The organism is Corynebacterium lipophilum (genome assembly GCF_024102595.1).
Lineage (GTDB): Bacteria > Actinomycetota > Actinomycetes > Mycobacteriales > Mycobacteriaceae > Corynebacterium > Corynebacterium pseudogenitalium.
The window spans coordinates 50643-77618 of record NZ_JAEUWV010000009.1 but is presented as its reverse complement, the minus strand read 5'-3'; the positions used below and the strand labels follow the sequence as shown (position 1 = coordinate 77618).

The 26976-nt window shown below is 59.7% G+C and carries 29 protein-coding genes and 1 other RNA gene; 13 read left to right on the top strand and 17 right to left on the bottom strand.

Annotation, left to right across the window (positions count from 1 at the left end; all coding sequences use genetic code 11):
• Nucleotides 1-256 (top strand): hypothetical protein (locus JMN37_RS07350; protein ID WP_252931490.1); only part of this gene is annotated, 256 nt, incomplete at its 5' end.
• Nucleotides 257-351: 95 nt separating this feature from the next.
• Here JMN37_RS07350 and JMN37_RS07345 read toward each other — a convergent pair.
• The 4 genes from JMN37_RS07345 to JMN37_RS07330 are packed head-to-tail and all read right to left on the bottom strand — an operon-like array spanning nucleotide 352 to nucleotide 4115.
• Complete coding sequence (locus tag JMN37_RS07345; RefSeq protein ID WP_070362871.1) at nucleotides 352-1107, bottom strand: iron ABC transporter ATP-binding protein; 756 nt, start codon at nucleotides 1105-1107, stop codon at nucleotides 352-354.
• Nucleotides 1104-2126 (bottom strand): iron chelate uptake ABC transporter family permease subunit, encoded by a 1023-nt coding sequence (locus tag JMN37_RS07340; protein ID WP_252931489.1) that lies wholly within the window; start codon nucleotides 2124-2126, stop codon nucleotides 1104-1106. Before JMN37_RS07340 ends, JMN37_RS07345 begins: the two co-directional genes overlap by 4 nt.
• On the bottom strand, nucleotides 2119-3093 hold the full coding sequence (locus tag JMN37_RS07335; protein WP_070476993.1) for an ABC transporter permease: 975 nt from the start codon (nucleotides 3091-3093) through the stop codon (nucleotides 2119-2121). Before JMN37_RS07335 ends, JMN37_RS07340 begins: the two co-directional genes overlap by 8 nt.
• Nucleotides 3093-4115 (bottom strand): siderophore ABC transporter substrate-binding protein, encoded by a 1023-nt coding sequence (locus JMN37_RS07330; RefSeq protein ID WP_071572951.1) that lies wholly within the window; start codon nucleotides 4113-4115, stop codon nucleotides 3093-3095. The genes JMN37_RS07335 and JMN37_RS07330 overlap by 1 nt, the downstream gene beginning before the upstream one ends.
• 413 nt (nucleotides 4116-4528) lie before the next feature.
• Here JMN37_RS07330 and JMN37_RS07325 point away from each other — a divergent pair, with 413 nt between their 5' ends.
• Both JMN37_RS07325 and JMN37_RS07320 read left to right on the top strand, forming a co-directional pair.
• The gene (locus JMN37_RS07325) at nucleotides 4529-5230 is read left to right on the top strand and encodes a hypothetical protein (protein ID WP_143110537.1); all 702 of its coding nucleotides are present in this window, start codon (nucleotides 4529-4531) and stop codon (nucleotides 5228-5230) included.
• 138 nt (nucleotides 5231-5368) lie between these two features.
• Nucleotides 5369-5509, top strand: coding sequence for a hypothetical protein (locus JMN37_RS07320; RefSeq protein WP_177224258.1), 141 nt, complete (start codon nucleotides 5369-5371; stop codon nucleotides 5507-5509).
• Nucleotides 5510-5945: 436 nt separating this feature from the next.
• Here the strand turns inward: JMN37_RS07320 and JMN37_RS07315 are convergent, their stop codons facing one another.
• Nucleotides 5946-6632: an NAD(P)H-binding protein gene (locus JMN37_RS07315; RefSeq protein ID WP_071572934.1), complete on the bottom strand. Its 687-nt coding sequence runs from the start codon at nucleotides 6630-6632 to the stop codon at nucleotides 5946-5948.
• Nucleotides 6633-7981: 1349 nt separating this feature from the next.
• On the opposite strand from JMN37_RS07315, the gene JMN37_RS07310 reads away from it, so the two are divergent.
• Nucleotides 7982-8758 carry a hypothetical protein gene (locus JMN37_RS07310; RefSeq protein WP_143110536.1) on the top strand — a complete coding sequence of 259 codons (777 nt, stop codon included), beginning with the start codon at nucleotides 7982-7984 and terminating at the stop codon, nucleotides 8756-8758.
• 634 nt (nucleotides 8759-9392) lie between these two features.
• On the opposite strand, the gene ssrA is transcribed toward JMN37_RS07310, so the two are convergent.
• The 6 genes from ssrA to prfB all read right to left on the bottom strand — a co-directional run bounded on the left by ssrA (nucleotide 9393) and on the right by prfB (nucleotide 13741).
• Nucleotides 9393-9784: a transfer-messenger RNA gene (ssrA, locus tag JMN37_RS07305) on the bottom strand.
• A gap of 63 nt (nucleotides 9785-9847) precedes the next feature.
• Nucleotides 9848-10492, bottom strand: a complete 645-nt coding sequence (locus tag JMN37_RS07300; protein ID WP_071572932.1) for an SDR family oxidoreductase — start codon at nucleotides 10490-10492, stop codon at nucleotides 9848-9850.
• Between the two features lie 12 nt (nucleotides 10493-10504).
• Nucleotides 10505-10999: an SsrA-binding protein SmpB gene (gene smpB / locus JMN37_RS07295; protein WP_071572931.1), complete on the bottom strand. Its 495-nt coding sequence runs from the start codon at nucleotides 10997-10999 to the stop codon at nucleotides 10505-10507.
• A 15-nt stretch (nucleotides 11000-11014) separates the two neighbouring features.
• Nucleotides 11015-11917, bottom strand: coding sequence for a permease-like cell division protein FtsX (ftsX, locus tag JMN37_RS07290; protein ID WP_071572930.1), 903 nt, complete (start codon nucleotides 11915-11917; stop codon nucleotides 11015-11017).
• A gap of 2 nt (nucleotides 11918-11919) precedes the next feature.
• Nucleotides 11920-12612: a cell division ATP-binding protein FtsE gene (gene ftsE / locus JMN37_RS07285; protein ID WP_071572929.1), complete on the bottom strand. Its 693-nt coding sequence runs from the start codon at nucleotides 12610-12612 to the stop codon at nucleotides 11920-11922.
• A 25-nt stretch (nucleotides 12613-12637) separates the two neighbouring features.
• A complete protein-coding gene (prfB, locus tag JMN37_RS07280; protein ID WP_252931488.1) occupies nucleotides 12638-13741 on the bottom strand; it encodes a peptide chain release factor 2 in 1104 nt (367 codons plus the stop codon).
• A 57-nt stretch (nucleotides 13742-13798) separates the two neighbouring features.
• Here prfB and JMN37_RS07275 point away from each other — a divergent pair, with 57 nt between their 5' ends.
• Nucleotides 13799-14611 (top strand): inositol monophosphatase family protein, encoded by an 813-nt coding sequence (locus JMN37_RS07275; RefSeq protein WP_252931487.1) that lies wholly within the window; start codon nucleotides 13799-13801, stop codon nucleotides 14609-14611.
• Nucleotides 14595-15383 (top strand): histidinol-phosphatase, encoded by a 789-nt coding sequence (gene hisN, locus JMN37_RS07270; protein WP_252931486.1) that lies wholly within the window; start codon nucleotides 14595-14597, stop codon nucleotides 15381-15383. Before JMN37_RS07275 ends, hisN begins: the two co-directional genes overlap by 17 nt.
• A 22-nt stretch (nucleotides 15384-15405) precedes the next feature.
• Here the strand turns inward: hisN and JMN37_RS07265 are convergent, their stop codons facing one another.
• Nucleotides 15406-16263 carry a S1 family peptidase gene (locus JMN37_RS07265; RefSeq protein WP_252931485.1) on the bottom strand — a complete coding sequence of 286 codons (858 nt, stop codon included), beginning with the start codon at nucleotides 16261-16263 and terminating at the stop codon, nucleotides 15406-15408.
• A gap of 122 nt (nucleotides 16264-16385) precedes the next feature.
• On the opposite strand from JMN37_RS07265, the gene JMN37_RS07260 reads away from it, so the two are divergent.
• From JMN37_RS07260 to JMN37_RS07230, 7 genes are all read left to right on the top strand, one after another.
• A complete protein-coding gene (locus JMN37_RS07260; RefSeq protein WP_252931484.1) occupies nucleotides 16386-17588 on the top strand; it encodes an amidohydrolase in 1203 nt (400 codons plus the stop codon).
• A gap of 22 nt (nucleotides 17589-17610) precedes the next feature.
• Nucleotides 17611-18816 carry a DUF418 domain-containing protein gene (locus tag JMN37_RS07255; RefSeq protein ID WP_252931483.1) on the top strand — a complete coding sequence of 402 codons (1206 nt, stop codon included), beginning with the start codon at nucleotides 17611-17613 and terminating at the stop codon, nucleotides 18814-18816.
• Nucleotides 18813-19259, top strand: a complete 447-nt coding sequence (locus JMN37_RS07250) for a GNAT family N-acetyltransferase (protein ID WP_070362884.1) — start codon at nucleotides 18813-18815, stop codon at nucleotides 19257-19259. Before JMN37_RS07255 ends, JMN37_RS07250 begins: the two co-directional genes overlap by 4 nt.
• A 76-nt stretch (nucleotides 19260-19335) precedes the next feature.
• Nucleotides 19336-20337, top strand: a complete 1002-nt coding sequence (locus JMN37_RS07245; protein WP_252931482.1) for an ABC transporter substrate-binding protein — start codon at nucleotides 19336-19338, stop codon at nucleotides 20335-20337.
• 2 nt (nucleotides 20338-20339) lie between these two features.
• Nucleotides 20340-21323, top strand: coding sequence for a FecCD family ABC transporter permease (locus JMN37_RS07240; RefSeq protein ID WP_070362886.1), 984 nt, complete (start codon nucleotides 20340-20342; stop codon nucleotides 21321-21323).
• Nucleotides 21323-22093, top strand: a complete 771-nt coding sequence (locus JMN37_RS07235) for an ABC transporter ATP-binding protein (RefSeq protein WP_252931481.1) — start codon at nucleotides 21323-21325, stop codon at nucleotides 22091-22093. The genes JMN37_RS07240 and JMN37_RS07235 overlap by 1 nt, the downstream gene beginning before the upstream one ends.
• A gap of 31 nt (nucleotides 22094-22124) precedes the next feature.
• On the top strand, nucleotides 22125-22454 hold the full coding sequence (locus JMN37_RS07230) for an ArsR/SmtB family transcription factor (RefSeq protein ID WP_070362888.1): 330 nt from the start codon (nucleotides 22125-22127) through the stop codon (nucleotides 22452-22454).
• On the opposite strand, the gene JMN37_RS07225 is transcribed toward JMN37_RS07230, so the two are convergent.
• The 5 genes from JMN37_RS07225 to ureC all read right to left on the bottom strand — a co-directional run bounded on the left by JMN37_RS07225 (nucleotide 22455) and on the right by ureC (nucleotide 26963).
• Nucleotides 22455-23333 (bottom strand): urease accessory protein UreD, encoded by an 879-nt coding sequence (locus JMN37_RS07225; RefSeq protein WP_252931480.1) that lies wholly within the window; start codon nucleotides 23331-23333, stop codon nucleotides 22455-22457. It lies immediately after the preceding gene.
• A gap of 4 nt (nucleotides 23334-23337) precedes the next feature.
• Nucleotides 23338-23958: an urease accessory protein UreG gene (gene ureG, locus JMN37_RS07220; protein WP_070362890.1), complete on the bottom strand. Its 621-nt coding sequence runs from the start codon at nucleotides 23956-23958 to the stop codon at nucleotides 23338-23340.
• 22 nt (nucleotides 23959-23980) lie between these two features.
• Entirely contained in the window at nucleotides 23981-24697 is a 717-nt protein-coding gene (locus JMN37_RS07215; RefSeq protein WP_070975987.1) for an urease accessory protein UreF, read from the bottom strand.
• A complete protein-coding gene (locus JMN37_RS07210; protein WP_070362892.1) occupies nucleotides 24678-25151 on the bottom strand; it encodes an urease accessory protein UreE in 474 nt (157 codons plus the stop codon). Before JMN37_RS07210 ends, JMN37_RS07215 begins: the two co-directional genes overlap by 20 nt.
• Before the next feature lie 99 nt (nucleotides 25152-25250).
• The gene (ureC, locus tag JMN37_RS07205) at nucleotides 25251-26963 is read right to left on the bottom strand and encodes an urease subunit alpha (RefSeq protein ID WP_252931479.1); all 1713 of its coding nucleotides are present in this window, start codon (nucleotides 26961-26963) and stop codon (nucleotides 25251-25253) included.
• Nucleotides 26964-26976: the final 13 nt, after the last annotated feature.

The following is a 26976-nucleotide window of genomic DNA, read 5'->3' as shown; positions in this document are numbered from 1 at the left end:
TTCAAGCATCACCGCCGGCACACACCACAAACATGGCACACAGCACGCAACCAAAAGTCAATGCAATCAAAAAATAAAAAGTACATTGGCACACTATCGAGTTCTCAAACAACAACCGCACACCCAACAACCAACCCCAACCAGAGCCAGCGTCAAGCAGCTGAAACAAAGTTACACACCCGTAAACACAAAGTCAAATCCAACCAAACCAGCCAGACTCAAAACCGCCCACAAGCAGCAACTTTATTCACTTTGATCATTCCCTCCAAGCGACCAGGCCGCTCGTCGGCAACGAGGGATAACTTAACCACGAACCAACAAACAACACAAATCGCCTGCGTAACGAGCATTTTAGTGATATGTAGCGAGTGGCCCATCCGGGCCCTCAATTACATGCACGGGCGTGTTGAAGATTTGCGTGAGCAACTCGTCGTTCATGATTTCGCGCGGAGTCCCAAACGCGGCGATCTGACCATCCTTGGTGGCGCAGATGTAGTCGGCGTACTTCGCTGCGAAGTTGATGTCGTGCAGCACGATGATGATGGTCCGCCCGAAGTCCCTCGCGGCGGAGTACAGGTGCTTCATCATTTCCACCGAGTGTGCAATGTCGAGATTGTTTAGTGGTTCGTCGAGAAGAACATAGTCAGTTTCCTGGCAGAGCACCATCGCAACGTAAGCGCGCTGACGCTGCCCTCCTGAGAGCTGATCCAGGTAACGGTTTTCGAGTTCGTGGAGACCAAGGAAGTCGATGTACTTCGAGATGATCTGCTCGTCCTCGGGAGTGAGACGTCCATGGCTGTACGGGAAGCGCCCGAAGCCGACGAGCTGGCGCACCGTCAGGCGCGTCACAAAGTGGTTCTCCTGACGCAAGATCGAGATGATCTTTGCGAGATCTTTTGATTTAGCGCTGGTGACGTCCATACGGCCGATTTCGACGGTGCCGGAGTCGATAGCTAAGAGACGCCCAATCATCGTGAGGAGCGTCGACTTGCCCGCACCGTTCGGTCCAACGAGCGCGGTGATGCCACCAGCGGGAATCTCGATATTGACGGGTCCGATTTTGACGTCGTCGCCGTAGTCTTTGCGGACTTCTTTCAGCGTGATCATAAGCGTCCCTTCTTCAAGATGACTGCCAAAAAGGTGATGCCACCGACGAGCTCAATGATGATTGACACGACGCCCTGCGCATAAAACACGTGGTTCATGATGAAGTAGGCGCCACTGAGTACGCAGAATCCCAGCAGTACTGCCATTGGGAAGATGTAACGGTGGTCGTAGGTATCGCAGAATTGGTACGCGAGCGTCGCTACGAGGAACCCCAGGAACGTCATCGGCCCGACGAGCGCGGTCGAGACCGCCATCAAGACGGAAACCAGCACCAATGTGAAGATCGAGTGGAATCGGTGGCTCACGCCGAGGTTCACGGTGACATCTCTGCCGAGTGCGAGGACGTTGAGGCGGCGTGAATTGAAGACCAGTAGTGCTGTGGCGCCGACCGCGAGTGGGATAGCGACCGGATAGTACTCAGGATCCGCGTTGTTGACGGAGCCGAACAGCCGCGCGGTGAGGACGTCGAACTCGCTTGGTGTGAGGAGGCGCTGCATGAACGTCGACACGCTGCCGAGTCCGCCACCGATCACGATGCCGACCAGCAGCATCGCGTGCATATTTGCGTGCTTTCCGGACAACAGCCACGCGTACAGCACAAGGCTCAGGCCAACCATGAGCACTAGCTGCAGCACGAACATCTGGAGCGTATATCCATTGTTCAGGCCAGCGGCACCGAGGAAGAACACGGTCGAGGTGTGAATCGACACGTAGAGGGCTTCAAAACCCATGATGGACGGCGTAATGATGCGGTTGTTCGTCACCGTTTGGAACGAAACGGTCGCCACCGCCTGGCACAGCGCCACAATCGCCATCGCGATAACCGAGTTCAAACGGCGCTTCGCAATCAGCCAGTATCCGGTGGTGCCGAAGTCCATGGGGTTGCCGTAGGCCAGCAAACCCGCGGTAAAGCAGACCGCGGCGATGATAAGGCACGCAAGAATTACCCAGTAGCGGGTTTTGCTCCTGCTGGATTGGAAGGCGCCGACGAAGCGGGCGTCGATAGGTTGTTTAGGCACGGCGACTCTGCCTCACGATCAAGAAGACGAAAACCACCGCTCCGATGATGCCCAAGATGACGGACACCGGGATCTCGAACGGGGCGATGATCGTGCGGGCCAGCAAGTCGCACACGGTGACGATGCCGACGCCAAGGAGGCAGACCCACGGAAGGTTGGAGCGGAGGTCGTCGCCACGCATCATGGAAACAATGTTGGGAACAATGAGCCCAAGAAAAGGAAGATTGCCGACGACCACCGTCACGACGCCCGCTGCGACCGCAACGAGGCTCGTTCCGACCAAGATGATGCGGCCGTAGTTAAGGCCAATGTTCGTGGCGACGTCCTCCCCCAGGCCGGCGGCCGTAAGGCGGTCGGCGTAGAAGAACACGGCAATCACGACCGCGACGACGATCCAGAGTACCTCGTACTGCCCGGAAATCACTGAGGTAAACGAGCCAGCGAACCAAATCCCGAGCGACTGAAGCAGGTCAGTTTGCAGCGCCCAAAACGTGGAGAATGCGCTGACAACGGCGCCGAGCATGATGCCGACGATCGGGACGATCAGGCTCGAGCGCAGCGTCACCCTCCGAAGGAACGCAAAGAAGACCATCGTCCCGATGAATGCGAAGGTGACGGAAATGATCATGCGCTGCAGGATCGTGCCGTCGGGCAAGAATACGTACGATGCCAGCAGGCCCAGGCCAGCCCACTCGGTGGTACCCGTCGTGGTGGGCTCGACGAAGCGGTTCTGGGTGAGCATCTGCATGATGAGGCCGCTCATCGCCATCGCAGCCCCGGCAAGCACCAACGCGATAGTACGCGGAACGCGGGTGGTTTTGAACATGTCCCAGCCGTCGCTTGATCGAAAAACGTCGTACTGGCCAACCAATAAGGACAAGGCCAGCAGCACGATCACAATGACGAGACCCACCCCAAGCTTCCAGTTGAGAAGTTTGGGGTGGGTGCGCGTACCCGGTTGCGCCATTACTTGGCGGCCTCCAGCTTGTCAGCGATCTCGTTCAGGATTTCTGTGTAGGTCAGGATGGACTCGTTGATGTAGGTGTCCTGCGGAGCCACATAGACGTGATTCTCCTTGATCGCGGTGACATTCTGCAGTGCGGCGGAGTCGCTCAGCACGCTCAGCGCAGCCGGAGACTCCCCTTCCTTCTTGATCGCCGCGTCGCGGTCGAGGGCGAAGATCCAATCTGGGTTGGAGTCGGCGATCGCCTCCACGGAAATGTCGTCACCCTTGTGGTCGCTCGAGGCGTTTTCTATCTTCAGCGCCGGAGTGAAGCCGACGAGGTCAAAGAGGGGGCCAAAGGTGCGGCCGATGCCCGGGGCAACATATCCGATTTCACCGCCAGAGACGTTGACAGCCATCACGGTCTGCGCTGGGTCGTATGCGTCGCGAACACGCTGTACTGCCTTGGTGAAGTCTTCGACGGTTTTCTCCGCTTCGGCCTGCTTACCGAAGATTTCGCCGAGCTCGAGGGTCTGGCGGATTAGCTCACGGTCGAACGGCTCGTCGTCGCGTGGCTCAAAGTCAACGAGCACTGCGTTCGGAACAAGCTTCTGGATCTCGTCGTCGTACTTTTCAAAGCGCTGGCCCGAGATGATGACGTCCGGATCAGACGCGACGATGATCTCCAGGTTCGGTTCTTTGTGATTGCCGATGTCCGCAATATCGTCATTGTCTCGCAGGCCCGGAACATCCTTCGAAACCAACTTCTTTGGCGCCGCAACTGGCTTTACGCCCCAGGAGTCCAGAAGCTCGAAGGTACGGTTGTCGAGCGCGACAACGCGCTTCGGCGGAGTCGGCACAGTCTTTTCGCCATAGTTGTCGGTCACGGTCACGGTGCCGTTTTCCGCGGCGGCCGTCGTGGCGGAGGCGCTAGCCTGGGTCTCCGAAGTGGACGCGTTGTTCGACTCTGCTTCAGAGCAGGCGGTCAGCGTCATCGCTGCGGCGGCTGCGACAGCCACGATGGTCTTACGTGAAAAACGAATCATGTTGAAAAGTATCCTCGCTACTCATATCCAAGGGTAGGGTTACCTCGCTCACCCTAAAACACATATAAAAGTTAGGCAAGGCTTAGGGGAAGAAAACGTTTATCGACGTCCCCCTTCCCGTACCCCCGTGTCTTGCATCTACGCAGCTTAGATCGCATCGAACCAGCCATTGACCGCAGCTCCATCTCCTGGCATGATTCACTCTACAGAAAGGTGGTGCCCACAATGACAGCTCCAATGCTTGGCAGGAAAAACACCCGGCAACTTCGAGAATTACGCGACCGGCTGGTAAAAAGTCTCCACCCGCAAACTATCGACGATCTCAAACGCCTTCGCGCTGTCAATGACCTCACGTACGATGAGGCACGGACGCTTTCAGAATACGAGGCCCTCGAGTTTCTAATTGGCGAATAGTGGATAGTAACCAGTTTGAAGCTAAGTTTGCCGCCTTCCAGCAACAAGTCACAGATTTAATAGCAGCCACCGTCTCTGACCACTTGGTTACTGGATTTAGCTTCTGCAACCCTGATACCTGCATGGGATCTTTCGAACTTCTTGCACCCCTCTCATACAAGATCCCAGAAACCGGAGGTGCGGAGCTCCACGTAAACTGCAAAATCACCCTCGATCGTACTGACAGCTTCCTTTCCACTCACTCCAGTAGCTACGGCGTACGCTTTGTCTACGGCCCGAAAAAGAAGCGAAAAGTCCATCCCATTGTTCGGTTTGAGTATCTTCGCGGTTCACAGAAACGTCCTTCCGCACACATTCATGTCAGCTCCAACTCCCCAGCACTAGCTATGTTGCTCGAACGCAACAAACAAAGCGAAGCAGGTTTTGAACAACAGAATCTTCACTACCCCACTGGAGGTCATCATTTCCGTGTTTGCCTTGAAGACGTCATTCAGTTTTGCATCACAGAGCTCGGCTTTATGGGTAAGTCCGGTTGGCAGATGCACGTTGAGGCTGGGCGGCACGAGTTTTTGAAACACCAAATCAATGCAGTGGTGAAGCAGGATTGCGAGACTGCGGCGGAAGTACTTCGCCAGCTCGGATATGAAGTGAGCAGCCCACAAAACCAAATTGACCTACCAGGACGACGTCCCGGCTGGTAACACCTGCTCGAATAGGAAAACTCCCTGGCCTGTGGCGGCAGAACTACTATGCGCTATTCTTAATGTCTACCCCCTTAACTGTGACAGGATACTCGGAGCACTGGATCTCACCGCGTCAGTACGACAGGAGGACCTCAAATGTCCACAATCGCAGTCTTGGCATTCTTTCTCGCCTACATCGTTGCCCCTAGCAGTCCCATCGTATGGATCCTGCTTGCGGTCGCGGTTGTCGCCCTCACCTGGGACACAGTCGCGCTCGTGCGAAAGGATGCTTCCTGATGAACTCACCACTCAACAACGCAGCCATCTACATCCTCGTTACTGCCCTTGCATATCTGGCGACTGGCTGGGCCTGAACGATTGCCGTAGGCGCTGCCGTAGCTCTTTCAGCGTTCTCCCGCCACTTGTACACAGACAAGGCGTAACGCCACTGAGGGGAACAGAAAAGACTCCACCGATCGTCGCCAAGTATGAGCGCCCCCAGGCCAAAAGCCGCCACTCGCAGTGACGGCTACAACTAGCTATGCGTTTTACTCGTCGGCGAAGCAATCCCACGGAGCACCAACGTAATCCGCAAGTTCAATATCCGCTTCGTCTCCCGAAACCAGCTTCATATTCTAGGGACCAATATTCACCGCGTATTCGAGCAAATCTTCACCCGTGTTCAACACTCGCTCGCTCATCACGCTTTACCTTTCGCTTGAGTCTCTGGCCTCTAGATTTCTTTGACGCTACCCTCACCGTCAATAAACTCCAGCGGCGACGCCGGGAATACCTCGCGACCGACCACCTCGGTAACGACGTCCGCAACAAGCTCCCGGGAGGTCGTCATAGTGCTGGTGTGCTGAGTATCCCTATCCAGCACGGCGATACCCCGGGCAGGCTCTTCGGTCAGCGCCGCCGGGCCAAGGATGAGGTAGTTGAGGTCCGTCGAATTCAGCTTGTTATCGACGGCCTTCTTCGACTCGACATACGCATACCACGACTCATCCGAAGGATCAGTCGTATTCTCAGTAGCGCCGACGTACGAAATCATCACGTAAGCCGGTGCCTGTTTGCCTTCCGCAGCTAGCTTTTCCAATCCAGCAATGGAAGCCAGGGCAGCGTCACGGTCGACCGCCCACGTCACTTCGGCGCCAGCACGTCCACCGTTACCGGCTCCCCACACCGCGACGTCGTACTGAGCAAGGAGCTCAGCCCAGGCAACAACGGAGATCTCGGTCAGATCTCGCAGGACAGGGGTCGCGCCGAGCGCTTCAATATCGGCAGCCTGGTCGGGGTCGCGGATGAGGGAATGAACAGTGTGGCCAGCGGCAACGAGTTTTGGCGCCGCCAACAACCCCACCTTGCCGTGTCCACCGATGTACAGAACCTTCTTGCATGAAGTCGTCGTTTCAGTCATGGGCGCCACTGTACGCGTCATCGGCTCTCGCCGACGGCTGGCCGAGACGTGAATCACGCTCAGGCCCCTCAGACGGTGGCAACGTCGCAATGTCAGCGCAAATTCATGAGCTCTTGTGCAGTTGGGCCAAGCTCGTCAGCAGACTCGTTGATCTCTTTCAGCGCAACAACGACGGTGGGGACCGAATACCTTGCGGACGCGCTCGAGTGCTTCGGGCATGCTCAACCCGTCGGCGGCAGAACGTAAAATGACAGATTGTAATTCATGTCCTCGGTCCCAGTCCACGTAGTCTTCAAACCCATTTGAAGCGCCGACAAGCACTTTGTCGTTGTTTAACTCGAGCGCTATAACACCGTTTTCAACCCGCCACATCCACGCCGTCCCCCGGCAAGGCTCAAATGTTTTCGCGTCGTAACATGGCGTCGGAATCATCTCGAGGCCCATGTCCCGGTAGCGGTCTTCACCATCATTGCTACACATCCTGACCAAGCACCTCCGCTTCAATAGTCCTCAGCCCACCCTGACGCTTACTTTTGCTGACCCTATACCGAATCTGTCGCCCGAGCAGGAATTCTTATTCGTCGGACGGGCCAAACAGGCTTATGGTCTTCGCTGCCGACTCATCCCACCCCAAGTACACGCCCTTGGTTCCTTTCGGCAGTGTAAGTCGCAGTTCAGTATAGACCAACTCGTCCTGCCCGTACGTAGACGTAGGCAAGTACCCCGCTGTAAATTCGTGCCTTCGCCAAGCTTATCCACACTTGGGTCGAGCTCTTCTCCAATAGCGCCGCCAACAAGCTTCCATTATCCCCCCTTACGCACGACTTCCAAAGGCTCATCGACTCGCGGTGTCCGTTCAATCAACGCCTCCAATCCATTGACTGTCCTCACTACAGGTGCAGGCTCTCGATGCACAGCGCTCGGGCGGGCGTCAAAGAGTCGAATTTCCGCAACTCCCCCAAGAAGACGACACCGATCACAAAACCTCAACACCCAGGGGCGAACGCCAAGAAAGTCCATGACGACAACGAACCGGCCGACCATAAGCACGTCCGGGGTATGAACAAGCGTTGCCTGCGCGACTATGTCCACCAATCGAAGGTAACCTCAAGATGCAAGGGGGTAGCCAAATGATTGACCCTTAGTATAATTTTCGCGAACCTTACACAGTGAACAATTTAAAATCGTATATTCTAACTGGAAACCAAAATCAAGGAGAGGAGCACTCATGAGTGGGAAAGAGTTCTGGGGATCTTTTTTTGCCATAGTATCACTAAGCTTTCTAGGACTCCTCCTATCTGGGTTTTTCCAGGGCCCAAATCCAACTAGCGTAACGGTGTTGGCAATCGTTGGCACCTTCATTATCTCAACGATTTTCTGGTTACCAACTCTCTATTTCATCAAAAAATATCAAGAAAAAGGAAAGGACTGATCCCAAAATGAAACGGTTATCGTCGTCCCTCTTGACCATTGCTTGCGTCATATCGTTAAGCCATCCAATGGCCAATGCTCAAGAGAACCTTTCATCGCAAGAAAGTGACAAGTGCACCTCTCATTCAACAGCGGAGAATTATCCGGAAGACTCCGGGCGTAAAGCTACAGCAGGCGAAAAGGAAATAATCCAAAAAGGTCTGGTAGATGGAACTATCCCGCACATTGCCGACATAGGCAAGGTTAACGTTAACAAGACATTAACGGTAGGAAAAAATAACGAAGCCGTCTATAGGGTTCCACTCTCTGGAGAATACACCGATACTGATTACATCCTGATCCACACTTTAAACAACACCATCAAGCGAGTAGCTGAAGTTCACATTGAGCAACTCAACTCAAACGATGCACGCCTACAAGTTTGGGTGAACGGAAAACCAGAGTATGACAATGTGATCCGAGAATCGGAGGCTAACTACCAAACGCGTGGGGTACGCGATGCCTGGAATGCGTTTGACAGCTGTCTAAATCATGCCGGTGTCCCTATGGCTGTTGTTACTGCCATCTCAATCGCATGTGGGCTTCTTGCACCTCCTACAGCAGGTGCAGGTGTGCCTCCTTGTATGATTGGAGCTGCAGGCGCCTTTGCTGGGACCGTTAGCTTTTGTTATGGAAGAGCGCTCAAAGCCCTTTAGTACTGTTCAAAACAGCATGGGTGAAAGAAAGGATTCACTCAAATCGAGAAGACGACCGTACCGGTTGTCTTTTCTACGTTATGCGGCACAGTTACGAGCTGTGTAACAGAAAGCGTCTGATGGCGTTGGGCTCTGACGCCCTAGTTGGTAAACACCTCTGATCCCGGCCGTGTTCGGTCGGGAAAAACGATCCACTTTTATATCCGGCAAGATCTGTTCAAGCGCGACGAGAACGCGATGTACAACAACGATCCACGCGTTTCACTCAAAGTCGCAGTCGAGACCTGAGACATCAACCGCACCACACTTCACACGTGTGCCGACGGGTACTGCACTGGCACAAAAACCAAAATTCCAACGTTTGCACATGCTGGTCGTACCCCATGCAACTCACTGCCCAATGTAGAAAAATGCGCCAGCTTTACCAGGAAAACGCGCTGCTAAACGAAGAAGGCAATAGCTTGCTTGCGAAAGGCAGCCAAAAATTTCATGCAAGAGACTGACCAGTTATCCGCCTTTGGCATGTCGACAACCGCGACACCGATTTCTCGGTCAAGCCGTCAAGCCGCCCCCATTCTGGCCACAAATAAGAACAACCCCCCCCCAGGCCCGTGAGGGTCTGGGGGTTTGTGTTCAGTGGAGCCGCCGGGAATTGAACCCGGGTCCTTCACCACCGCGCCAGGGCTTCTCCGTGCGCAGTTCGCGCACTGCCTCTGCTCGGCCCTCCGGATCAGGCAAACATGTCCGGATGACGGGCCCAGTCAGTGAAAAATGTCCCTTCCGAGGCCCCACTGACAGGGCCGGAAGGCAAGCCCCCTAAGTCGACGCCAGGTACCGGGTCGGGGGCATCCCCGGCCTGACGGACACGCAGGTCGCTGAACCTTTCTAATTAGGCAGCGAGGGCGTAGTCACGCTGAGAGTTCTTCTCTGCGTTTATTGGTTGCTACGACGCTTACGGTGGTCTCTAGCCTGCACCGGCACGCTTCCCCTGGCTTAGTCGATGAAGTCGAAACCAGAATCGACCCCTCGTACTACGGGAACCGTAGAAGCACCACCCTAGCCGACACACGCGGCATCACGCAAGGGCCTTTAAGGGGTTGGGGTGATGCGCAGGAATTCGACCACGGCATCGGGGCCGGCATCGACGGCGAGGCGTGCGGCCTTCGCCACGGACTGTGGCGGCATCTTTGGGCCGTTCATGTCGCCGTGGAGCATGTCGGTGTCAGTGCGTCCTGGGTGCAGGGAGGTCACGCGCACGGCACCGGCTTCTTCCAGGCGAAGGGAATCGGTGAAGCCGCGCAGGCCGAATTTGGAGGCGCAGTAGGCGGAGTTGCCGTCGATACCAAAGAAGCCTGCACCGGAATTGATGGTCAGGATGAGGCCGTTGCTGCGTCGCAGCGCGGGCAAGAGCGCCTTCGTGAGCAGCATCGGCGCGATCACGTTGACTTCCATGGTGCGGCGCAGGTCGGCTTCGGAGAGGTCGGTGAGGCGGGCAGGCGTCATTACGCCTGCGGCGAGCACGAGCACGTCGAGCTCTTCAATGGTTGATGCAGCCTCCGCCACCGCGGCGCTGTCGGTCAGGTCGACTTCGAAGGGGGACGCGCTGGGCAGTGTGCTGACGACCTCGGAGGCGTCGCGGGAGGCGCCGACGTAGACGTGGTGGTCGCGGCCGAGTTCCTCTGCGATCGCGCGACCGATACCGCGGGAGGCGCCTGTGACCAGTGCTTGCTTCATGAAGGTTCCTCCTTAGGCTTTGATGCCTTTGAACTTCCGGCCGAGGTCGCGGGCGATTTCGCGGTCCTCGGTGCGACGTTTGATGGCTTGTCGCTTGTCGTAGTCCTGCTTGCCTTGACCCAGGCCGAGCTCGACTTTCGCGCGACCGTCTTTGAGGTAGAGCGAGAGCGGGATGAGGGTGCGGTTGCCGTCGCGAAGTTTGCCCTGCAGGGAGTCGATTTCGCGGCGGTGCATGAGCAGCTTGCGAGTCCGGCGTGGGGGGTGGTTCGTCCAGTGCCCTTTCGAGTACTCCGGGATGTGCATGTTGCGCAGCCAGACCTCACCGTTATCGATGGTGGCGAACGCCTCAACGAGGGACACTTTGCCTTCGCGCAACGACTTGATCTCGGTGCCGACGAGCACGATGCCCGCCTCCCAGGTGTCCAGGATGTTGTAGTCGTGGCGCGCTTTCCGGTTCGTCGCAAGGACCCCGGTGTTGCTCAGCTTTTGTTTCTTCTTCTTGCCCATAGGCGTTCCACCCTACTACTTCCGCACGTAGCTGCGCAGTGCCACCTGAGCTGCGAGGGCACCGATGACGACGGCCCCAAGTCCGACAAGCGGCATCACTGTCAGGACGGCGGAGTCCGGAACGCGGGCGACGAGTTGGGACGCGTAGAGGTCGCCGAGCATCGGGTCCACCAGTGAGCGCTTCCCTACCCACGCGAGCACGGTGGCGAGCACCGCGCCGATCAGCACGGAGAGCACCGCTTCCAGCACGAACGGGGCCTGGGTGAACCAGCGGGATGCACCAACCATGCGCATAATCGCGATCTGCTCGCGTCGGTTGTACGCGGCGAGCTGGACCATGTTCACGATCAGGAACAGCGACGCCAGTGCCTGCGCCGCGGCGACGACGAACGTCACGTTGCGGAAGGTGTCCATGGTGCCGGCGGCCTCGCGTACGGTGTCGGCCTGGTCGCTGACCATGGCAACTTGCGGCATGTCACGGATGGCGTCGATAGGTGCGATGTCGGACGGGTCCTTGAGGCGCACGTGCAGCGCGGCGGGCAGCGCGTCCGGGGAGGTTTCGCGCACAAGGTCCGGCTCGGACTCCTGGAAGAGCTCCACGAAGCGTTCGTAGGACTGCTCGCGGGAACGGAAGGTCACCTGTTCGACGCGGTCGTCGGCTTGCAGGGTGTCGCGCACCTCGCGGCAGGCCTCGGAGGAGCAGTCGTTGTCCTCAGCGGAGATGGTCTCGTCGAGCTCCACCATGACTTCGACGCGGTCGAGGTAGAGGTCCTTCGTCGCGCTCGTCGCCTGTGAAATGAGGATGCCGGCACCAACCAACACGAGCGAAAGCGCCGTGGTGATGATGAGCGCGATGGTCATGGTGAAGTTGCGCCCGAGGCCGCGGAGGCCTTCGCGGAAAATGAAGTTCCAGTTCATGCTTATCCCCTCACGGTTCCGTAGACGCCGTTGGCGTCGTCGCGAACAAGTTTGCCCAGGTGCAGTTCCATGACGCGCTGGCGCATATCGTTGACGGCGCGCGCGTTGTGGGTGGACATCACAACGGTGGTGCCAAGGCGGTTGATGCGCGCGAGCAGCGCCATGATCTCGTCGGAGGTTCCCGGGTCGAGGTTGCCCGTGGGCTCGTCGGCAAGGACGAGTGGGGGCTTATCGACGAACGCTCGCGCGATTGCGACGCGTTGCTGCTCACCGCCTGACAGTTCGTGTGGCATGCGGTTCGCCTTCGCATCCAGGCCGACCAGCTCGAGTGCTTCTGGCACGAGTTTTGCGATGCGCTGCTTCTTCTTACCAATCACCTCGAGCGCGAACGCTACGTTGTCGTAGACGTTTAGCTTGGGCAGCAGCCTGAAGTCCTGGAAGACGTAGCCGATGGACTGACGCAGCAGGTTTACGTTGCTGCCCTTTAATGCGTTGACGTGGAAGTCGTCGAAGTAGATATCCCCCGAGGTCAGGTTTTCCTCACGGATCATCAGCTGAAGCAACGTCGACTTGCCGGACCCGGACGGGCCGATGAGAAAGACGAAGTCGCCGTCGGCAATTTCGAATGAGACATCGTCGAGTGCTGGGCGTGTGGACGTCGGGTAGACCTTCGTCACGTTGGAAAAAGTGATCACCCGCTACACACTACTACTTCTTCTGTTACTCCTGTGACTGGAGTTGGCCCATGCGCCAGCGGATACCGGCCTCCAAGAAACCGTCGATGTCGCCGTCGAGCACCTTCTGCGGGTCGCCTACCTCGTAGTTCGTGCGCAGGTCCTTCACCATCTGGTACGGGTGCAGGACATAGGAGCGCATCTGGTTGCCCCAGCTGGCGTTGCCACCGGCACCGAGGGCGTCCATCTCAGCCTTTTCTTCCATGCGTTTCTTCTCCAGGAGCTTGGACTGCAGCACGTTGAGCGCGGATGCCTTGTTCTGGATCTGAGACTTCTCGTTCTGGCAGGTCACTACGATGCCGGTCGGGATGTGCGTGATGCGCACCGCCGAGTCCGTGGTGTTTACCGACTGCCCGCCGGGGCCGGAGGAGCGGTAGACGTCCACACGGATATCGGAATCCGGGATGTCGATGTGGTCGGTGTGCTCCACCACCGGTAGCACCTCCACCTCGGCAAAGGAGGTCTGGCGTCGCGCCTGGTTGTCGAACGGCGAAATACGCACCAGCCGGTGCGCGCCCTGCTCGACGGAGAGCTGGCCGTACATATATTCCCCGTGTACCACGAAGGTCGCCGACTTAATCCCAGCCTCTTCCGCATACGAAATGTCGTACACGTCCACGTTGTGACCGTGCTTTTCCGCCCAGCGGATGTACATACGCATGAGCATCTCGGCCCAGTCGGCAGCATCAACACCACCGGCGCCAGAACGGATGTTGACCACGGCTTCGCGCTCGTCGTACTCGCCGGACAGCATCGTCTGCACTTCTAGCGAATCGACGTCCGCTTCGACGGCGTCGAGCTCATCGTCGGCGAGCGAAGGATCGCCTTCCTCTTCGGCGAGTTCGTACATGACGGGGAGGTCGTCGATACGCGAGCGCAAGCTCGTGACTTTCTTCAGGCGTGCCTGGACGCTGGAAAGCTCCGAGGTGACCTGCTGCGCGTGGGCGGGGTCGTCCCAGAGGCTCGGGTCGCCGGCCTGCTGCTCGAGTTCTTTGATGCGCAGGGCCATTTCGTCGAGGTCCATGACTTTTTCGATGGTGGTCAACGTGGCGTCAATACGTTTGATTCGAGCGAGCGTCTCCGGTTGCATACCGTCGAAGTCTAGACGACGCTCCACAAATCGCGCGCACAGCCCCATAATGGGTACATGACTTCTTTCATTGAGCAACATCGCGACTCTGATGACGCAACACTGGCCGCCGCGCTGGTTGAGCATGCTGGCTCGCTTGCGCTGCGGATGCGGGAGGAAGGCCTTTCAACGGATTACAAGACCTCAATTTCCGACGTGGTGACGGAGGCGGACCGTGCCGCGGAACGATTCGTCGCAGAAACGCTCGCCGAGCTGCGCCCACACGACGGCGTCCTCGGCGAAGAGGGCGCTTCCAAACATGGCGATTCCTCACGGACGTGGGTGATTGACCCGGTTGATGGCACGTTTAACTTCACGCAGGGATCGGACTACTTCTGCTCGGCGCTCGCGCTGGTAGAGGGCGACCCCTCGGACCCGGCGCGCATCCTGATTGGCGCGGTGCACCGCCCGGCGATGAAAACCACGTGGCTTGCCCACGACGGAGTTGCGACGCGCAACGGCGAGCCCCTGCCCGACCTTGCACCGGCGTCGTTGCCCTCGCAGGGACTAGTGACGTACTTGCACCCGACGTTCATGCGGGATGACGCCATCCGGAACGCGTGGCTGCGCGCGGTGCGCGATGCGGCGACGATCCGTATGTGGGGCGCGGGCTCCGTCGACCTTTCTAATATCGCCAGTGGCCAGCTGGGCGGCTGGCTGCAGCACTCCGTCGCCGACTGGGATTGGCTGCCGGGCAAGGCGCTCATTGAGGCCGTTGGAGGCGTGGCAAAGAAGGTGCCTGCGGGCGGGGTGACCTGGTGTGTTGCCGGAAATCCACAAATTGTATCGGACATTGAAGCTAGGCTTACTGAGCATGACGAATCTTTATGACGATGACCTCGCACTTGCACTAGAGCTTGCGGATGCTGCCGACGCAATCACGCTCGACCGCTTCGAAGCGTCCGATCTAACGGTGAAATCGAAGCCGGATATGACTCCGGTTTCCGACGCCGATGTCGCTGTTGAGGAGGTGCTGCGTGCCCGCCTCGCCGAGGCCCGCCCAGGCGACTCCATCGTCGGTGAGGAGTTCGGCGGCGAGACCACCTTCGAGGGCCGCCAGTGGGTCATCGACCCGATCGACGGCACGAAGAACTTCGTTCGCGGTGTACCCGTGTGGGCGACGTTGATTTCACTGCTTGTCGACGGCCAACCAGTCTTAGGCGTCGTCTCTGCCCCAGCGCTTGCGCGCCGCTGGTACGCGGCCCAAGGCTCGGGCGCGTGGCGGACGTTTAACAAGGGCAGCCTGAAGCGCCTCGAGGTCTCCCACGTGAGCGAGCTTGCGGATGCCTCCCTGGCGATGTCTTCGCTTGAGGGCTGGAAGGCACGTGGCCTGCAGGAGAACTTCATCGCACTCACTGAGCGCACCTGGCGCCTGCGCGGCTACGGGGATTTCTTCGGCTACTGCCTGGTGGCCGAGGGCGCCGTCGACATCGCGGCAGAACCGGAGGTATCTGTGTGGGACCTTGCAGCCCTGTCTGTCCTGGTCACGGAGGCCGGTGGCACGTTTAGCTCACTCAACGGTGAGCCTGGACCGCACGGCGGCGACGCGATCGCCACGAATGGTCTGCTGCACGACGCCGCCCGGAAGGTAATCGGCGTCTAAGGAACTTCAAGCGCTTAAAGCCTTAGGGCAGGCGGAAGCCGTTGTCCAGCGTTGACAGCACCGCGTCCAGCCGGACGGCGCCCGTCGGCGCGTGAATCACGCCCTGCAGCGGGCTGTGGCACGAGACATCGAACGGCGATGGGAGCACCCCGCCGTTCAGGATGCCGACGAGGCGGTCGCCCACCACTACGGGTGCGCCCGAATCGCCCTGCATGGCGCAGGTGTGGGAGATGTTCATGGACTCCCAGTCGTGCAGCGTCACGCCGCACGTTCGGCCGGAGGCCACGCCCTGCTTACACACCACGTTGCCGGGTTTGATCGGCTTGCTACCGAGATGGTTAATGTGGACGCCGTTGTAGGAGCGGGTCACCTCTGCGTTCGATCCCAGCTCGATCAGTGCGTAGTCGAGGTCTCGGTTGACCTCCACGATGGTGCCGGAAGGCCCGACTTGCCAGGAGTCGGCGGAGGTGACGGCGTCGCCAACTTCGCCGCAGTGCCCGGCGGTCAGCGCGTACTTGTGCCCTTTATCGTCGTGGCCCGCCACGGCGACGGTGCACATTGATTCGGTGCCATTGGTGCGCTTCACGTAAATCGGGGTGCTGGGCCCGTAGAGGGAATTTCCCCGAGTGAGCGCTTGGTTCGAGGCCTCCGGAATCCGCGGGGCGTCGTGGAAGGAACCGGGCACGCGGTGCAGCACGTAGTCGGTCCAAGGTTTTCCGGCGAGTAGCTTCGAAGCGGCGTCGCTACGCCAGACATAGTTTGGGTCGACGTTGCCCTCGTACTCCGAGCGCACCTGCGCTGTTGCCGGTGGCGCGAACCCCACCCCTGCGACCGCGATTCCAACCCCAGCAACGAGCGCACACACTCGGCGAAGCAACATAGGCACCCTTCCACTCCAACCACAGACGTTTCTTGAGTACACAATGCCACCTTTTGCCCTAATTTGCCCCATCGGCACGGCAGCCAGCACAAAAGGTGTGGGTGCGGAACTATGCTCAAGCCATGCGCCTAGAAGAAAAGTTCACGCCGTTCCTACAAAGCCTGGAAGCTCACCGCGGTGAGCTAGAGAATTTGTACAAGTGGTTCCACCAGAACCCCGAACTATCCATGCAGGAGTTTGCTACCTCCGCTCGCATTCAGGAGGAGCTGGAGGCGCTCGGCGTCGAGGTGGTGCCCGTCGGCACAACGGGGCTCGTGGGCGTCGTGCGAAACGGCGACGGCCCAACTGTCGGTTTCCGCGCCGACTTCGACGCCCTCCCAATCAAGGAAGAAACGGGGCTTGAGTACTCGGCTTCCCCGGAGCTGGGCATCATGCACGCCTGCGGCCACGACATGCACACGACCGCACTGTTGGGTGCGGTTCGCTTGCTGCAGGAAAATACCGACGCGTGGAGCGGCACCTTCCTTGCCATCTTCCAGCCTGGTGAGGAGACCGGCGCTGGCGCCCAGGACATGGCCGACGCGGGGCTAGCCACGAAGGTACCTACCCCCGAGGTAGTGCTTGGCCAGCACGTGGGACCGATGCTGCCGAACTACGGCCTCGGCGCACTACCAGGGCCAGTGTTTGCTGCGGCCGAACAGACGAAGGTCACCATTTACGGGCAGGGTGCCCACGGCTCGCAACCACACAACGGCATCGACCCGGTGGTGATCGCGGCAAGCATTATCACTCGGCTGCAAACGATCGTTGCACGCGAAGTGGACCCGCAGGACATGGCCGTAGTCACGGTTGGCGCGGTCCACGCGGGTAACTCGGCGAACACAATTGCCGCGACGGCCGAGATTTCCGTTTCCACGCGCGCGTTTACCTCCGAGCTTTCGGAGAAGCTCAATGCCTCCATCAAGCGGATCGTTCGTGCAGAGTGCGAGGCCGCTGGCACGCCAAAGCCGCCCGCGTTCGAGCGCATCGGTGGTGCACCGGAGTTCCACAACGACGAGGCGACGGCCGACACTGTCATGACCGCGTTCCGGAAGAACTTCGACGAGGTGGGCGACTTCGGCAGGCTTTCCGGCTCCGAGGACTTCCCCACGATTGGCAACGCGTTCGGCGCCCCGTACTTCTACTGGTTCTTGGGCAGTGTCAAAGATATCGACGGCGTCCCTTCGAACCACTCGCCGTACTTCGCCCCTGACCTGCAGCCGGTGCTTGACCGCAGTATCCAGGCCATCTTGGTCTCTACGTCTCCGTGGTTGATGCGAGGGTAGGCCTGCCGTACGCTTTCGTTGCATGCGTACCGTAGAGCAACAGCAACGTACACGGCTCGTCGTCCCGGATATCGCGCGGGGTTTGGCGCTGCTCGGCATCGCCGTAGCCAACGCGATTTCGTACTGGCTCACTCCTTTAAGTACTACCGTGACAGGCGAGCACCCAGGCACGGTGGCTGACCAAGCCGCGACGGTCTTCGCGGCGATGTTCGTGCACGTCCGTGGCCTGCCGATGTTCTCAACGCTCCTCGGCTTCGGCTTCGGTCTGGTCGCGGCGAGTTTGGCCCGCAAAGGGTATCCGGCAGGTGCTGCCCGGCGCGTGCTGGCGAAGCGCTACGGGATGCTCGCGCTCTTTGGCCTGGCACACATGTGGCTGCTGTTTAGCGGCGACATCATGTTGACCTACGGGCTTATTGGTGTGCTGATGGCGCTGTTCCTGCGGGTGCGCTCGGGGGTGCTCTACGTCATTGCTGGCATCATTCTGGGGCTGTCGTGCATTGTGTACGCGCTGGTTGCGGTGTTTTTCTATGGAACACCCCTAGACCTTGCTACGCCGGCACCGGATGCTAGCTCCTTTGCCACGTACTTTGCTGGGAACCAAGAGTTCGCGATCTACATGTTTTTCTCGCAGCCCCTCGTTGTGATCCAGCTGGGCGCGCTTTCCCTGATTGGTTTTGCGTGGGCGCGTGACGGCGTGCTCACTGACGTGAATGAGCACGCGCGGACGCTGTGGATTTGGGTAGCGGTGGCCGTCGCTGTCATTGTTGCGATCGGCATCCCACTTGGGCTTGCACAGCTGGGTATCCTGCCTGCGTCGACAGCGGCATTTTGGTCAATTTTGAACCAGAGCTTCGGGATGCTCACCGGACCGGGCATCTTGGCTGCGTTCGCGCTGGCAACGCAGCACTGGAACCAGCAGCCACCGCGCTGGACGATGCCGTTGATCGCCCTGGGCAAGCGCTCCATGTCCGGCTACCTTCTGCAGACGTTCGTGTTGCTTCCGACCGCAGTGCTGATCGGCTACTCGTGGCTGCCGGGCCTCGGGGAGCTCCGTCCGATATTGCTCGGGACCGCGGTGTGGCTGCTGTCAGTGGCGCTCGCCGCCCTGCTTGAGCGCATGGGCAAGCAGGGCCCGTTCGAGTCGCTGCACCGCCGCCTCTCGTACGGCCCGACGCGCCGCATCGAACCATACTCAGATCCTGCGAGCGGAAAGGCCCTCCCGCAATGAGCACGCACCGAATCCAAGTAGCACCGCTTTCGGAGCTCACCTCGCTCGAGGCGTTCGAACTATTCAAGCTCCGCGTCGACGTCTTCGTCGCCGAGCAGCACTGCCCTTATCGGGAACTCGACGAGCAGGACGCGCACCCTGACACGCTGCACCTGCTCGCGTGGAACGGTGCGGTGTTGGAGGGCTGCGCCCGCGTCTTTCCCACCGCAACGGGTTCCCAGTTTGGCCGTTTCGTCGTCGCCCCGGCCGCTCGCGGCACAGGCCTGGGCGCGCAGATCGCGCGAACGGGCATCCAGCTCACCGAGCGCTGGCCGGGCGACCTGATCGTCGAGGCACAGTCTGGCCTGGTCCCCTACTACGAGCAGTTCGGCCTTGTCGCCGAGGGCGAGGAGTTCCTTGACACTGGAGTTCCGCATCGTGTGATGCGTCTTCGTCGCTCATAAATATTTTTCTAGCTTTTCCTAAGGTTTCGCGCTAGTCTCATTCTGTCAGATCATTGATTATTTGAAAGGAAGTTCCATGCGCGCAATCTCTGCAGCTCTTGGTTCTGTTCTCGTCGCAGGGCTGGCTCTGACCGGCTGCAGCTCCGCGGATGAGCAAACCCCACAGGCACAGTCCGACTCCGCCATCACCATCGATAACTGTGGCACCGAGGTCACCGTTCAGGGACCGGTCCAGCGTGCGACCACGCTCGAGCAAGGTGCAACGGACACGCTGCTGCTGCTCGGCGCCAAGGACCAGATTGCAGGCTACGGCCACCAGAAGGACCTGCCACCAGCTGGCTTCTCCCTCGACGGTCTGAAGGAAGTCAGTCCGTCGGTGCCGAACTCGGAGCAGCTGCGTGACGCTGACACGGACTTCATCTTCTCCCCGTTCGAGCTGAACTGGCGCGCTGACGCCGCAGGTACCCGCGAGGAGTGGGCTCGCCTGGGCGTCGCTACCTTCAACCCGAACAGTGAGTGCCCGTCCTACGGCGACAACAAGGGCAAGGATTCCTTCCAGCTGATCGCGAAGGACCTCGAGGACCTGGGCAAGCTCTTCGGCCGCGAAGAAGAGGCGAAGAAGCTCATCGAGAAGCAGAACTCCGAGCTGGAGAACGCGAAGCAGGCGCCTGAGGGCACCACGTTCATGCTGCTCTACTCCTCTGTTGGCGGTTCCCCGTACGTCGCCGGCGGCCCGTCGATCGTGACCACCATGGGCGAGCGCACCGGCATGACGAACGTATTCGCCAACCTGAATGAGGAGTGGCCACAGGTGTCGTGGGAGGCCGTCGCTGAGGCTGACCCGGACGTGATCATCCTGGCGGACCTGCCTGGCCGCGGCGAGCCTGGCGATAAGTGGGAGGAGAAGGTCGCTGACCTCGAAGCCACCCCTGGCACCAAGGAGATGAAGGCAGTCAAGAACAACATGTACATTGTGGTTCCTGGCGTCGCTACCTCGGCTTCCGCTCGTTCCTACGAAGTTGTGCAGAACATCTCGAAGGCGATTGACGACGGCCTCTTCGACGGAGCAACCAAGTAACTGTGAAGAGGACTGTCACTGTTTCAGCCATCGCGTTAGTACTGCTGGTACTCGCGATGGTTTGTTCTATTCCGATTGGCTCAAGCTCTCTGAGCTTTGCTGAGCTGCGTGGCATTTTCGATCCGGCGTTGCCCGCCCCTTCCCCACTGCGCATGTCCATCCTGACGGAACTTCGTATCCCGCGCATCCTGATGGCTGCGATGGTGGGCGGCATCCTCGCGGTCTCCGGTGTGGCGATGCAGGCCATCACGCATAATGACCTCGCCGAGCCGTACCTGCTGGGTATTTCCTCGGGCGCGTCAACAGGTGCCGTGGTGGCGATCCTGTTCTCCACCTGGCAGTACGGCATCATCGCCGGTGCCGCGGTAGGTGCGCTCGTGTCCTTCGGCATGTTGATGCTGCTGCTGCGCAATAGCGCCGCCGACGCCGCACGTGTGGTGCTGACCGGTGTGCTGATTGGGTTCCTCTTCCAGTCGCTGACTTCGCTGATCGTCACTGCGTCCGGGAACGCCGAGTCGACTCGTGGCATCATGTTCTGGCTGCTCGGCGTGCTCAGCGCCGCCCGCTGGTACACCGTGATCGCGGTGTTCATCGTCGGCACGATCGGCACGGTGGCGCTGTGGATGATGTCGCGTTACCTGGACGCGCTTTCCCTCGGTGACGCGACGGCGTCCACGATGGGTATCCCGGTTGTGGCGCTGCGCTACGCGGTGCTGGTCGCGGTGTCGCTGATGACAGCGGCTACGGTTGCATCCGTCGGCGCAATTGGATTTGTGGGCCTGATTGTTCCGCACGCGGTGCGCATGATTTCGGGCCCGCGGCACGCGAGCCTGATCCCGATTTCCGCGGTGGTCGGCGCGATTACGCTTGTGGTGGCCGACGCCATCGCCCGCGCCCTGTTCGCCCCGCAGGAACTGCCTGTCGGCGTGATCACCGCGCTCATCGGCGTCCCTGCGTTCTTCTTGATCCTGCGGAGGAAGCACTGATGTTAGAAGTCAAGAACCTCGAAACGGGCTTCCCCGGCACGACCATCCTGAGCGGCATCTCGTTTGAGCTCGACGCCCCGTCGGTCATTGGGCTCGTGGGCCCGAACGGCTGCGGCAAGTCGACGTTGCTCAAATCCATCGCCGGGGTGCACCCATTCACTGGCGATGTGCTCTTCGACGGCAAACCGCTCCGCGACTACCCTCGCACCGAGCGCGTCCACGTACTGTCCTACGTTGCGCAGCACTCTGGCGACAAGATCCCGCTGACCGTGCGCGAGGTGATCCAGCTGGGCCGCAGCGCCGGCCGCGGATCGTTCGCGCAAGCCCAGCCGGAGGACGAGGAGATTATCCTTCACGCCCTGCGTCACGCGGACCTCGAGGGCATCGTGGACCAGAAGATGTCGGAGCTCTCCGGCGGCCAGATCCAACGCGCCATGGTTGCGCGCGCGATGGCGCAGCGTTCAAAGGTGATGCTGCTGGACGAGCCGACAAACCACCTCGACCTGCATCACCAGTACAAGCTGATGAACATGCTTCGCCACCTGTCCCGTGAGCACAACACGGTGATCGTGCTGGCGATTCATGACCTGGCGCTCGCCGCTCGCTACTGTGACCGCCTCCTACTGCTGCACGATAAGCAGCTCAAGGGCAACGGTGCGCCAGACGATGTGCTTACTCCGGCGGTCCTTGAGAATGTTTTCGGTGTGAGCGGTAACCTAGACCGAGATAGCCAGGACATCCCGGTGCTGCATATTTCCCATCCGGTGTAGTGAATTTTAGGATTCCAGAAAGGTTTCAGTAGTGGCTCAGTCAGTAGATTTCCCCCATTGGACCGGGATTTTCAAGATCCTCGGGGATCAAACCCGGTTGACGCTGCTTGCTGCGATTCACCACGCCGGCCAGCACAAGCTGACCGTGACCGAGCTCGCGGAGGTCACCGAGCTTCGTATCGCAACCGCGTCCGCCGCGCTACGCGCGATGGAGAACAACGGCACGGTGTCCTCGAAACGAGACGGCCGCAGCATCTATTACGCCATCGCGGACAATGACATCCACGAGCTGTTGCACTGGATAGGTGCGGGCCATGCCCACGAACATGGACATGGCCCGGATTCGGCCGATAGCAAGTAACTAGTACTGGCGCAGGTCGATCGGCCCCTGGCCGCGCGTCTCGGCGCGAACGACGTTCGCCGCAGCCTTGATGATGCGCATCAGGTCCTCCGTCCAGTCAGCAACCCCGCGCAGCACGAAGCCTGGCACTTCGGTCTCTGTGACCGAAGCGCTCGCAGTGCCCTTGCCCTCCAGGGAGTTGCGCACTGCATCCCGGACCTTCTCCAGCAGCTCCGGCGTCATGTTCGGGTCGATGCAGATCGCCGTTGCGAAGTGGGTGTGCTGCCCCAGGAAGGACTCCTTCACGTCGTTGAAGAGTTCCTTCGTCGGCTCAATGCGCACGTTGTCCACGACGGCGAGCTTGCCGTCGACGCGCACAACGTTGCGCAGGTGCGCCTGCTCATACAAGAACATACGGCCGTCCGGGGACCAGCCCGGCGTGACGATGTCCGACATGAACAGCTGCGACTCCGCGTCCATGTTGACGGTAATTTGCTGGCGGAAGTCCGCCTCCCGGTACAGGATCAACTGATCCGGGATGTACTCCATCACGGCGTTGCCGTGCAGGGTGAACTCCACGTTCTGTACAACGTAGTCGTCCGGGGTGCGGTACACCTTCGCCGCGGACTGGTCAGTCAAAAGCACGGACGCGTCCGGCTCTACTTCGACTTCCATCCGGTACACGTCCCCACCAACGTATCCCCCACCGGGGTTCGCGATGGTGTAGTAGACCTGCCCGGAATCATCCAGGTAGTGCGGGCGGATGATCTTGAACGCACCCTCGTGGTACTGCCGTTTCGCTACGGACTTGGTACCGCCAATGCCGATACCAAGCTCCAGTACACCAGTTTCCTCATGCGGCGGTTCGTGGGTGAAGACCGCGCTTGACTCGCCCCACATCAAGCTACGCCTTGGTGTCGAGATCTTGCATAAGCACATCTCGACGAATCCACTCGATGACCTGGTCAAGGCCCTCGTCGGTCTTGAGGTTGGTCAGCACGAACGGCTTGTCACCGCGGAACTTCTTCGAGTCGTCGGCCATGACCTGCAGGTCCGCGCCAACGTACGGAGCGAGGTCCGTCTTGTTAATCACGAACAGGTCGGACTTGATCATGCCCTGGCCTGCCTTGCGCGGAATCTTCTCGCCCTGCGCAACGTCGATGATGTAAATCGAGAAGTCAACGAGCTCCGGGGAGAACGTCGCGGACAGGTTGTCGCCGCCGGACTCCATGAACACCAGCTCCAGGTCCGGGTGGCGGTTCAGCAGCTCCTCGTAGGCGGCCTCGTTCATCGAGGTGTCTTCGCGAATAGCGGTGTGCGGGCAGCCACCGGTCTCAACACCAATGATGCGGTCCTCTGGCAGCACGCCGTCGCGAGCCAGGATGCGGGCATCCTCGGTGGTGTAAATGTCGTTGGTAATCGCGGCCATGGAGATCTCTCCCTCCAGGGCGCGCGTAATACGCTCAATGAGCTGCGTCTTACCGGAGCCGACAGGGCCACCGACGCCAATCTTGATTACTGACATACTTCTATCTTCCTTCCAAGTTTTAAGACATAAACATTCGCGAGTGCAGGAACTCGTGTTCCATCTGCGCAATTTCCATATCCGGTGCCGCCACACCCAAGTCGTGGATCGTGTGCTCCATGGTCACCGCGGCGTAGCGCGACACCCAGTCATACACGCCAACCAGCAGACGCTGGCCCGCGTCCTGGCCGAGCGGGATCGCGCGGATCGCGTTCTGCACCATCGAAGTCGCAAGCTGCATGAGGTACGCCTCGACAGCGGTGTACTCCTCCACGCCAGCGGCGCCGAGCACCAGCCCGAACGCGATGCCGGGGTTGCCCTTGTACTCACGGGCCGCAAGCCCGCGGTCGTACTCGGTGACGAGCGCATCGTTGGCGTCGACAATCTTGGCAACCTTCGACATGCGCCGACCCATCGACTGCATCGCGGCGCGCAGCTCCTTCGGCGTCTGCGTCGCATGCACCAGGGCATCGAGCTCAGCGAGCTTTTCGACGCGCTCCGCCTCCGACAGGCCAGACTGCTGCAGCTCGATGGCGAACCTGGCCGCCAGGGCGTCATTAAACGTGGCCTGGTACAGGTAGCCGCGCAGCCACGTCGCGAACGTGTCGGCGTCGCGGATGACGTCACGCTGCAGGTACGTTTCCATGCCCGCGGAGTGCGCAAAGCCACCAGTTGGCAGGGCGGAGTCGGTGAGGTGCCAGACGACGAGCTGGCTGCGATTAGTGGGTGTGCTCTGCATGACGGAACGCCTTTGGCATCACGTATTCACCGCGGTGGTAGGACACACCGGTGTGCTGGATATGGTGCTCGACGGTGTGGTCGTACCGCACAACCATAACGTCCTTGTCGAATGCATTCTCGCCTGCGGCGAAGAACTGTGCCTGGAGGTGGCGGTTACCGAGCGCGTGCGCAACCTCGAGCGCCTCGCGGATCGTTGCAGGTTCGATCACCAGGACATCGGAAGCCGCGATTTTCGCGACGATCAGCTTGTCCCCCTCGCGGGCAAGAATGTCACCGTCGACGAACTCGCGGAAGTCGTTGTCGAGACGGATGCCGAGCTCGGTGCCTTGCTCGGTGGTCAGGCGCTGAATGCGCTTGACGCGGGATTCGTTGTCGAACACGACGTAGTCGCAGTTCGACGCATCAATACCCTCGGTTGTATTCACGTTGCCGAGAATCTCAGTAACGATCATGTTGCGATAAGTACCTTTCAATAGTTTTTGTCGCAGAAAGAGAAAAAGCGAGCGTAGGCAGCGTCTGCTGCCCCCGCTCGCTTCTGCTACACGTCCACCTTAGAACAGGAAGTAGCGCTGTGCCATAGCCAGTTCTTCAGCTGGCTCGGAGTGGATTTCCTCACCGTTGACGGTCAGCACGTAGGTCTCCGGATCGACCTTGATGTCAGGCGTCTCGGAGTTGTACTTCATGTCTGCCTTGGAGAGGTTGCGGATGCCCTTCGCCTCAACAAACCTGCGGTTCGTGTTCAGCTGATCCGGCACGCCGGCCTCGAATGCGGCCGTCGGCAGGAAGGTGACGCTGGTGCGACGGACTGCATCGCCGTACGCTGCGTAGGAGTAACGCATCGTGCGTGGCTGTGGCGTCGGGATGGATGCATTGGAGTCACCCATCTCGGCGCGTGCAACGTAGCCGGACTTGAGCACGAGCAACGGCTTGACGCCGAAGTGTGCTGGCTCCCAGACCACCAGGTCAGCAATCTTGCCCTCTTCAACGGAACCGACTGCGTGCGCGATACCGTGAGCGATAGCTGGGTTGATGGTGTACTTGGACACGTAACGCTTGATGCGCTCGTTGTCGTTGCCCTCGGAGTCGCCCTCGAGCGGACCACGCTGCTGCTTCATGCGGTCAGCAACCTGCCAGGTGCGCAGCACAACCTCGCCGACGCGGCCCATTGCCTGGGAGTCAGAGGAGGTGATGGAGAGGATGCCCATGTCGTGCAGGACGTCCTCCGCCGCGATGGTCTCCTTGCGGATACGGGAGTCTGCGAACGCCACGTCCTCCGGAAGGTCCGGGTTCAGGTGGTGGCAGACCATGATCATGTCAAGGTGCTCTTCCAGCGTGTTGTGGGTGTACGGCAGCGTCGGGTTGGTCGACGCTGGCAGCACGTTGGAGTGGCCAGCCAGCTCAATGATGTCCGGCGCGTGACCGCCGCCAGCACCCTCGGTGTGGAAGGTGTGGATGACGCGGCCGTCAATTGCCTTGATGGTGTTGTCCACGAAGCCACCCTCGTTGAGGGTGTCGGTGTGGATCGCGATCTGGACGTCCATCTCGTCCGCGACCTTGAGCGCGTTGTCGATGGTGTTCGCGGTTGCGCCCCAGTCCTCGTGAATCTTCAGGCCGATAGCGCCGGCCTTGATCTGCTCACGCAGCGGGTTGAGCGCGGACGCGTGGCCCTTGCCCAGGAATCCAACGTTGACCGGGAAGTCAACCGAAGCCTCGATCATGTGCTTGATGTTGGTCGCACCAGCGGAGACGGTGGTTGCGTTGGTGGAATCAACCGGGCCAACGCCGCCACCGATGAGCGTGGTGGTGCCGTTGTCCAGCGCAGCCAGGACCTGCTCTGGGGAAATGAAGTGAATGTGGGTATCCACTGCACCAGCGGTGACGATCTTGCCCTCGCCGCCGATGACCTCGGTTGCGACGCCGACAACGATGTCGATGCCGTCCTGGATATCTGGGTTACCTGCACGGCCGATCTTGAGGATCTTGCCGTCCTTGATGCCGATGTCAGCAACGTAGATACCGGTGTAGTCGATAATGATCGGGCCGGTAATGACGAGGTCCGGAATCAGTTCTTCGCCGGTAACACGGGAGTTCTGCCCCATGCCGTCACGGATAACCTTGCCGCCACCGAAGTTGACTTCTTCGCCTGGCTTCAGCAGGTTCTTCTCAACGCGTGCGATCAGCGAGGTGTCCGCGAGGCGGACGCCGTCACCGGTGTGTGGGCCGTAAAGCTCGGCGTACTGACGCCTATCCATCTCAAATGCCATTTTGTTCCCTTCC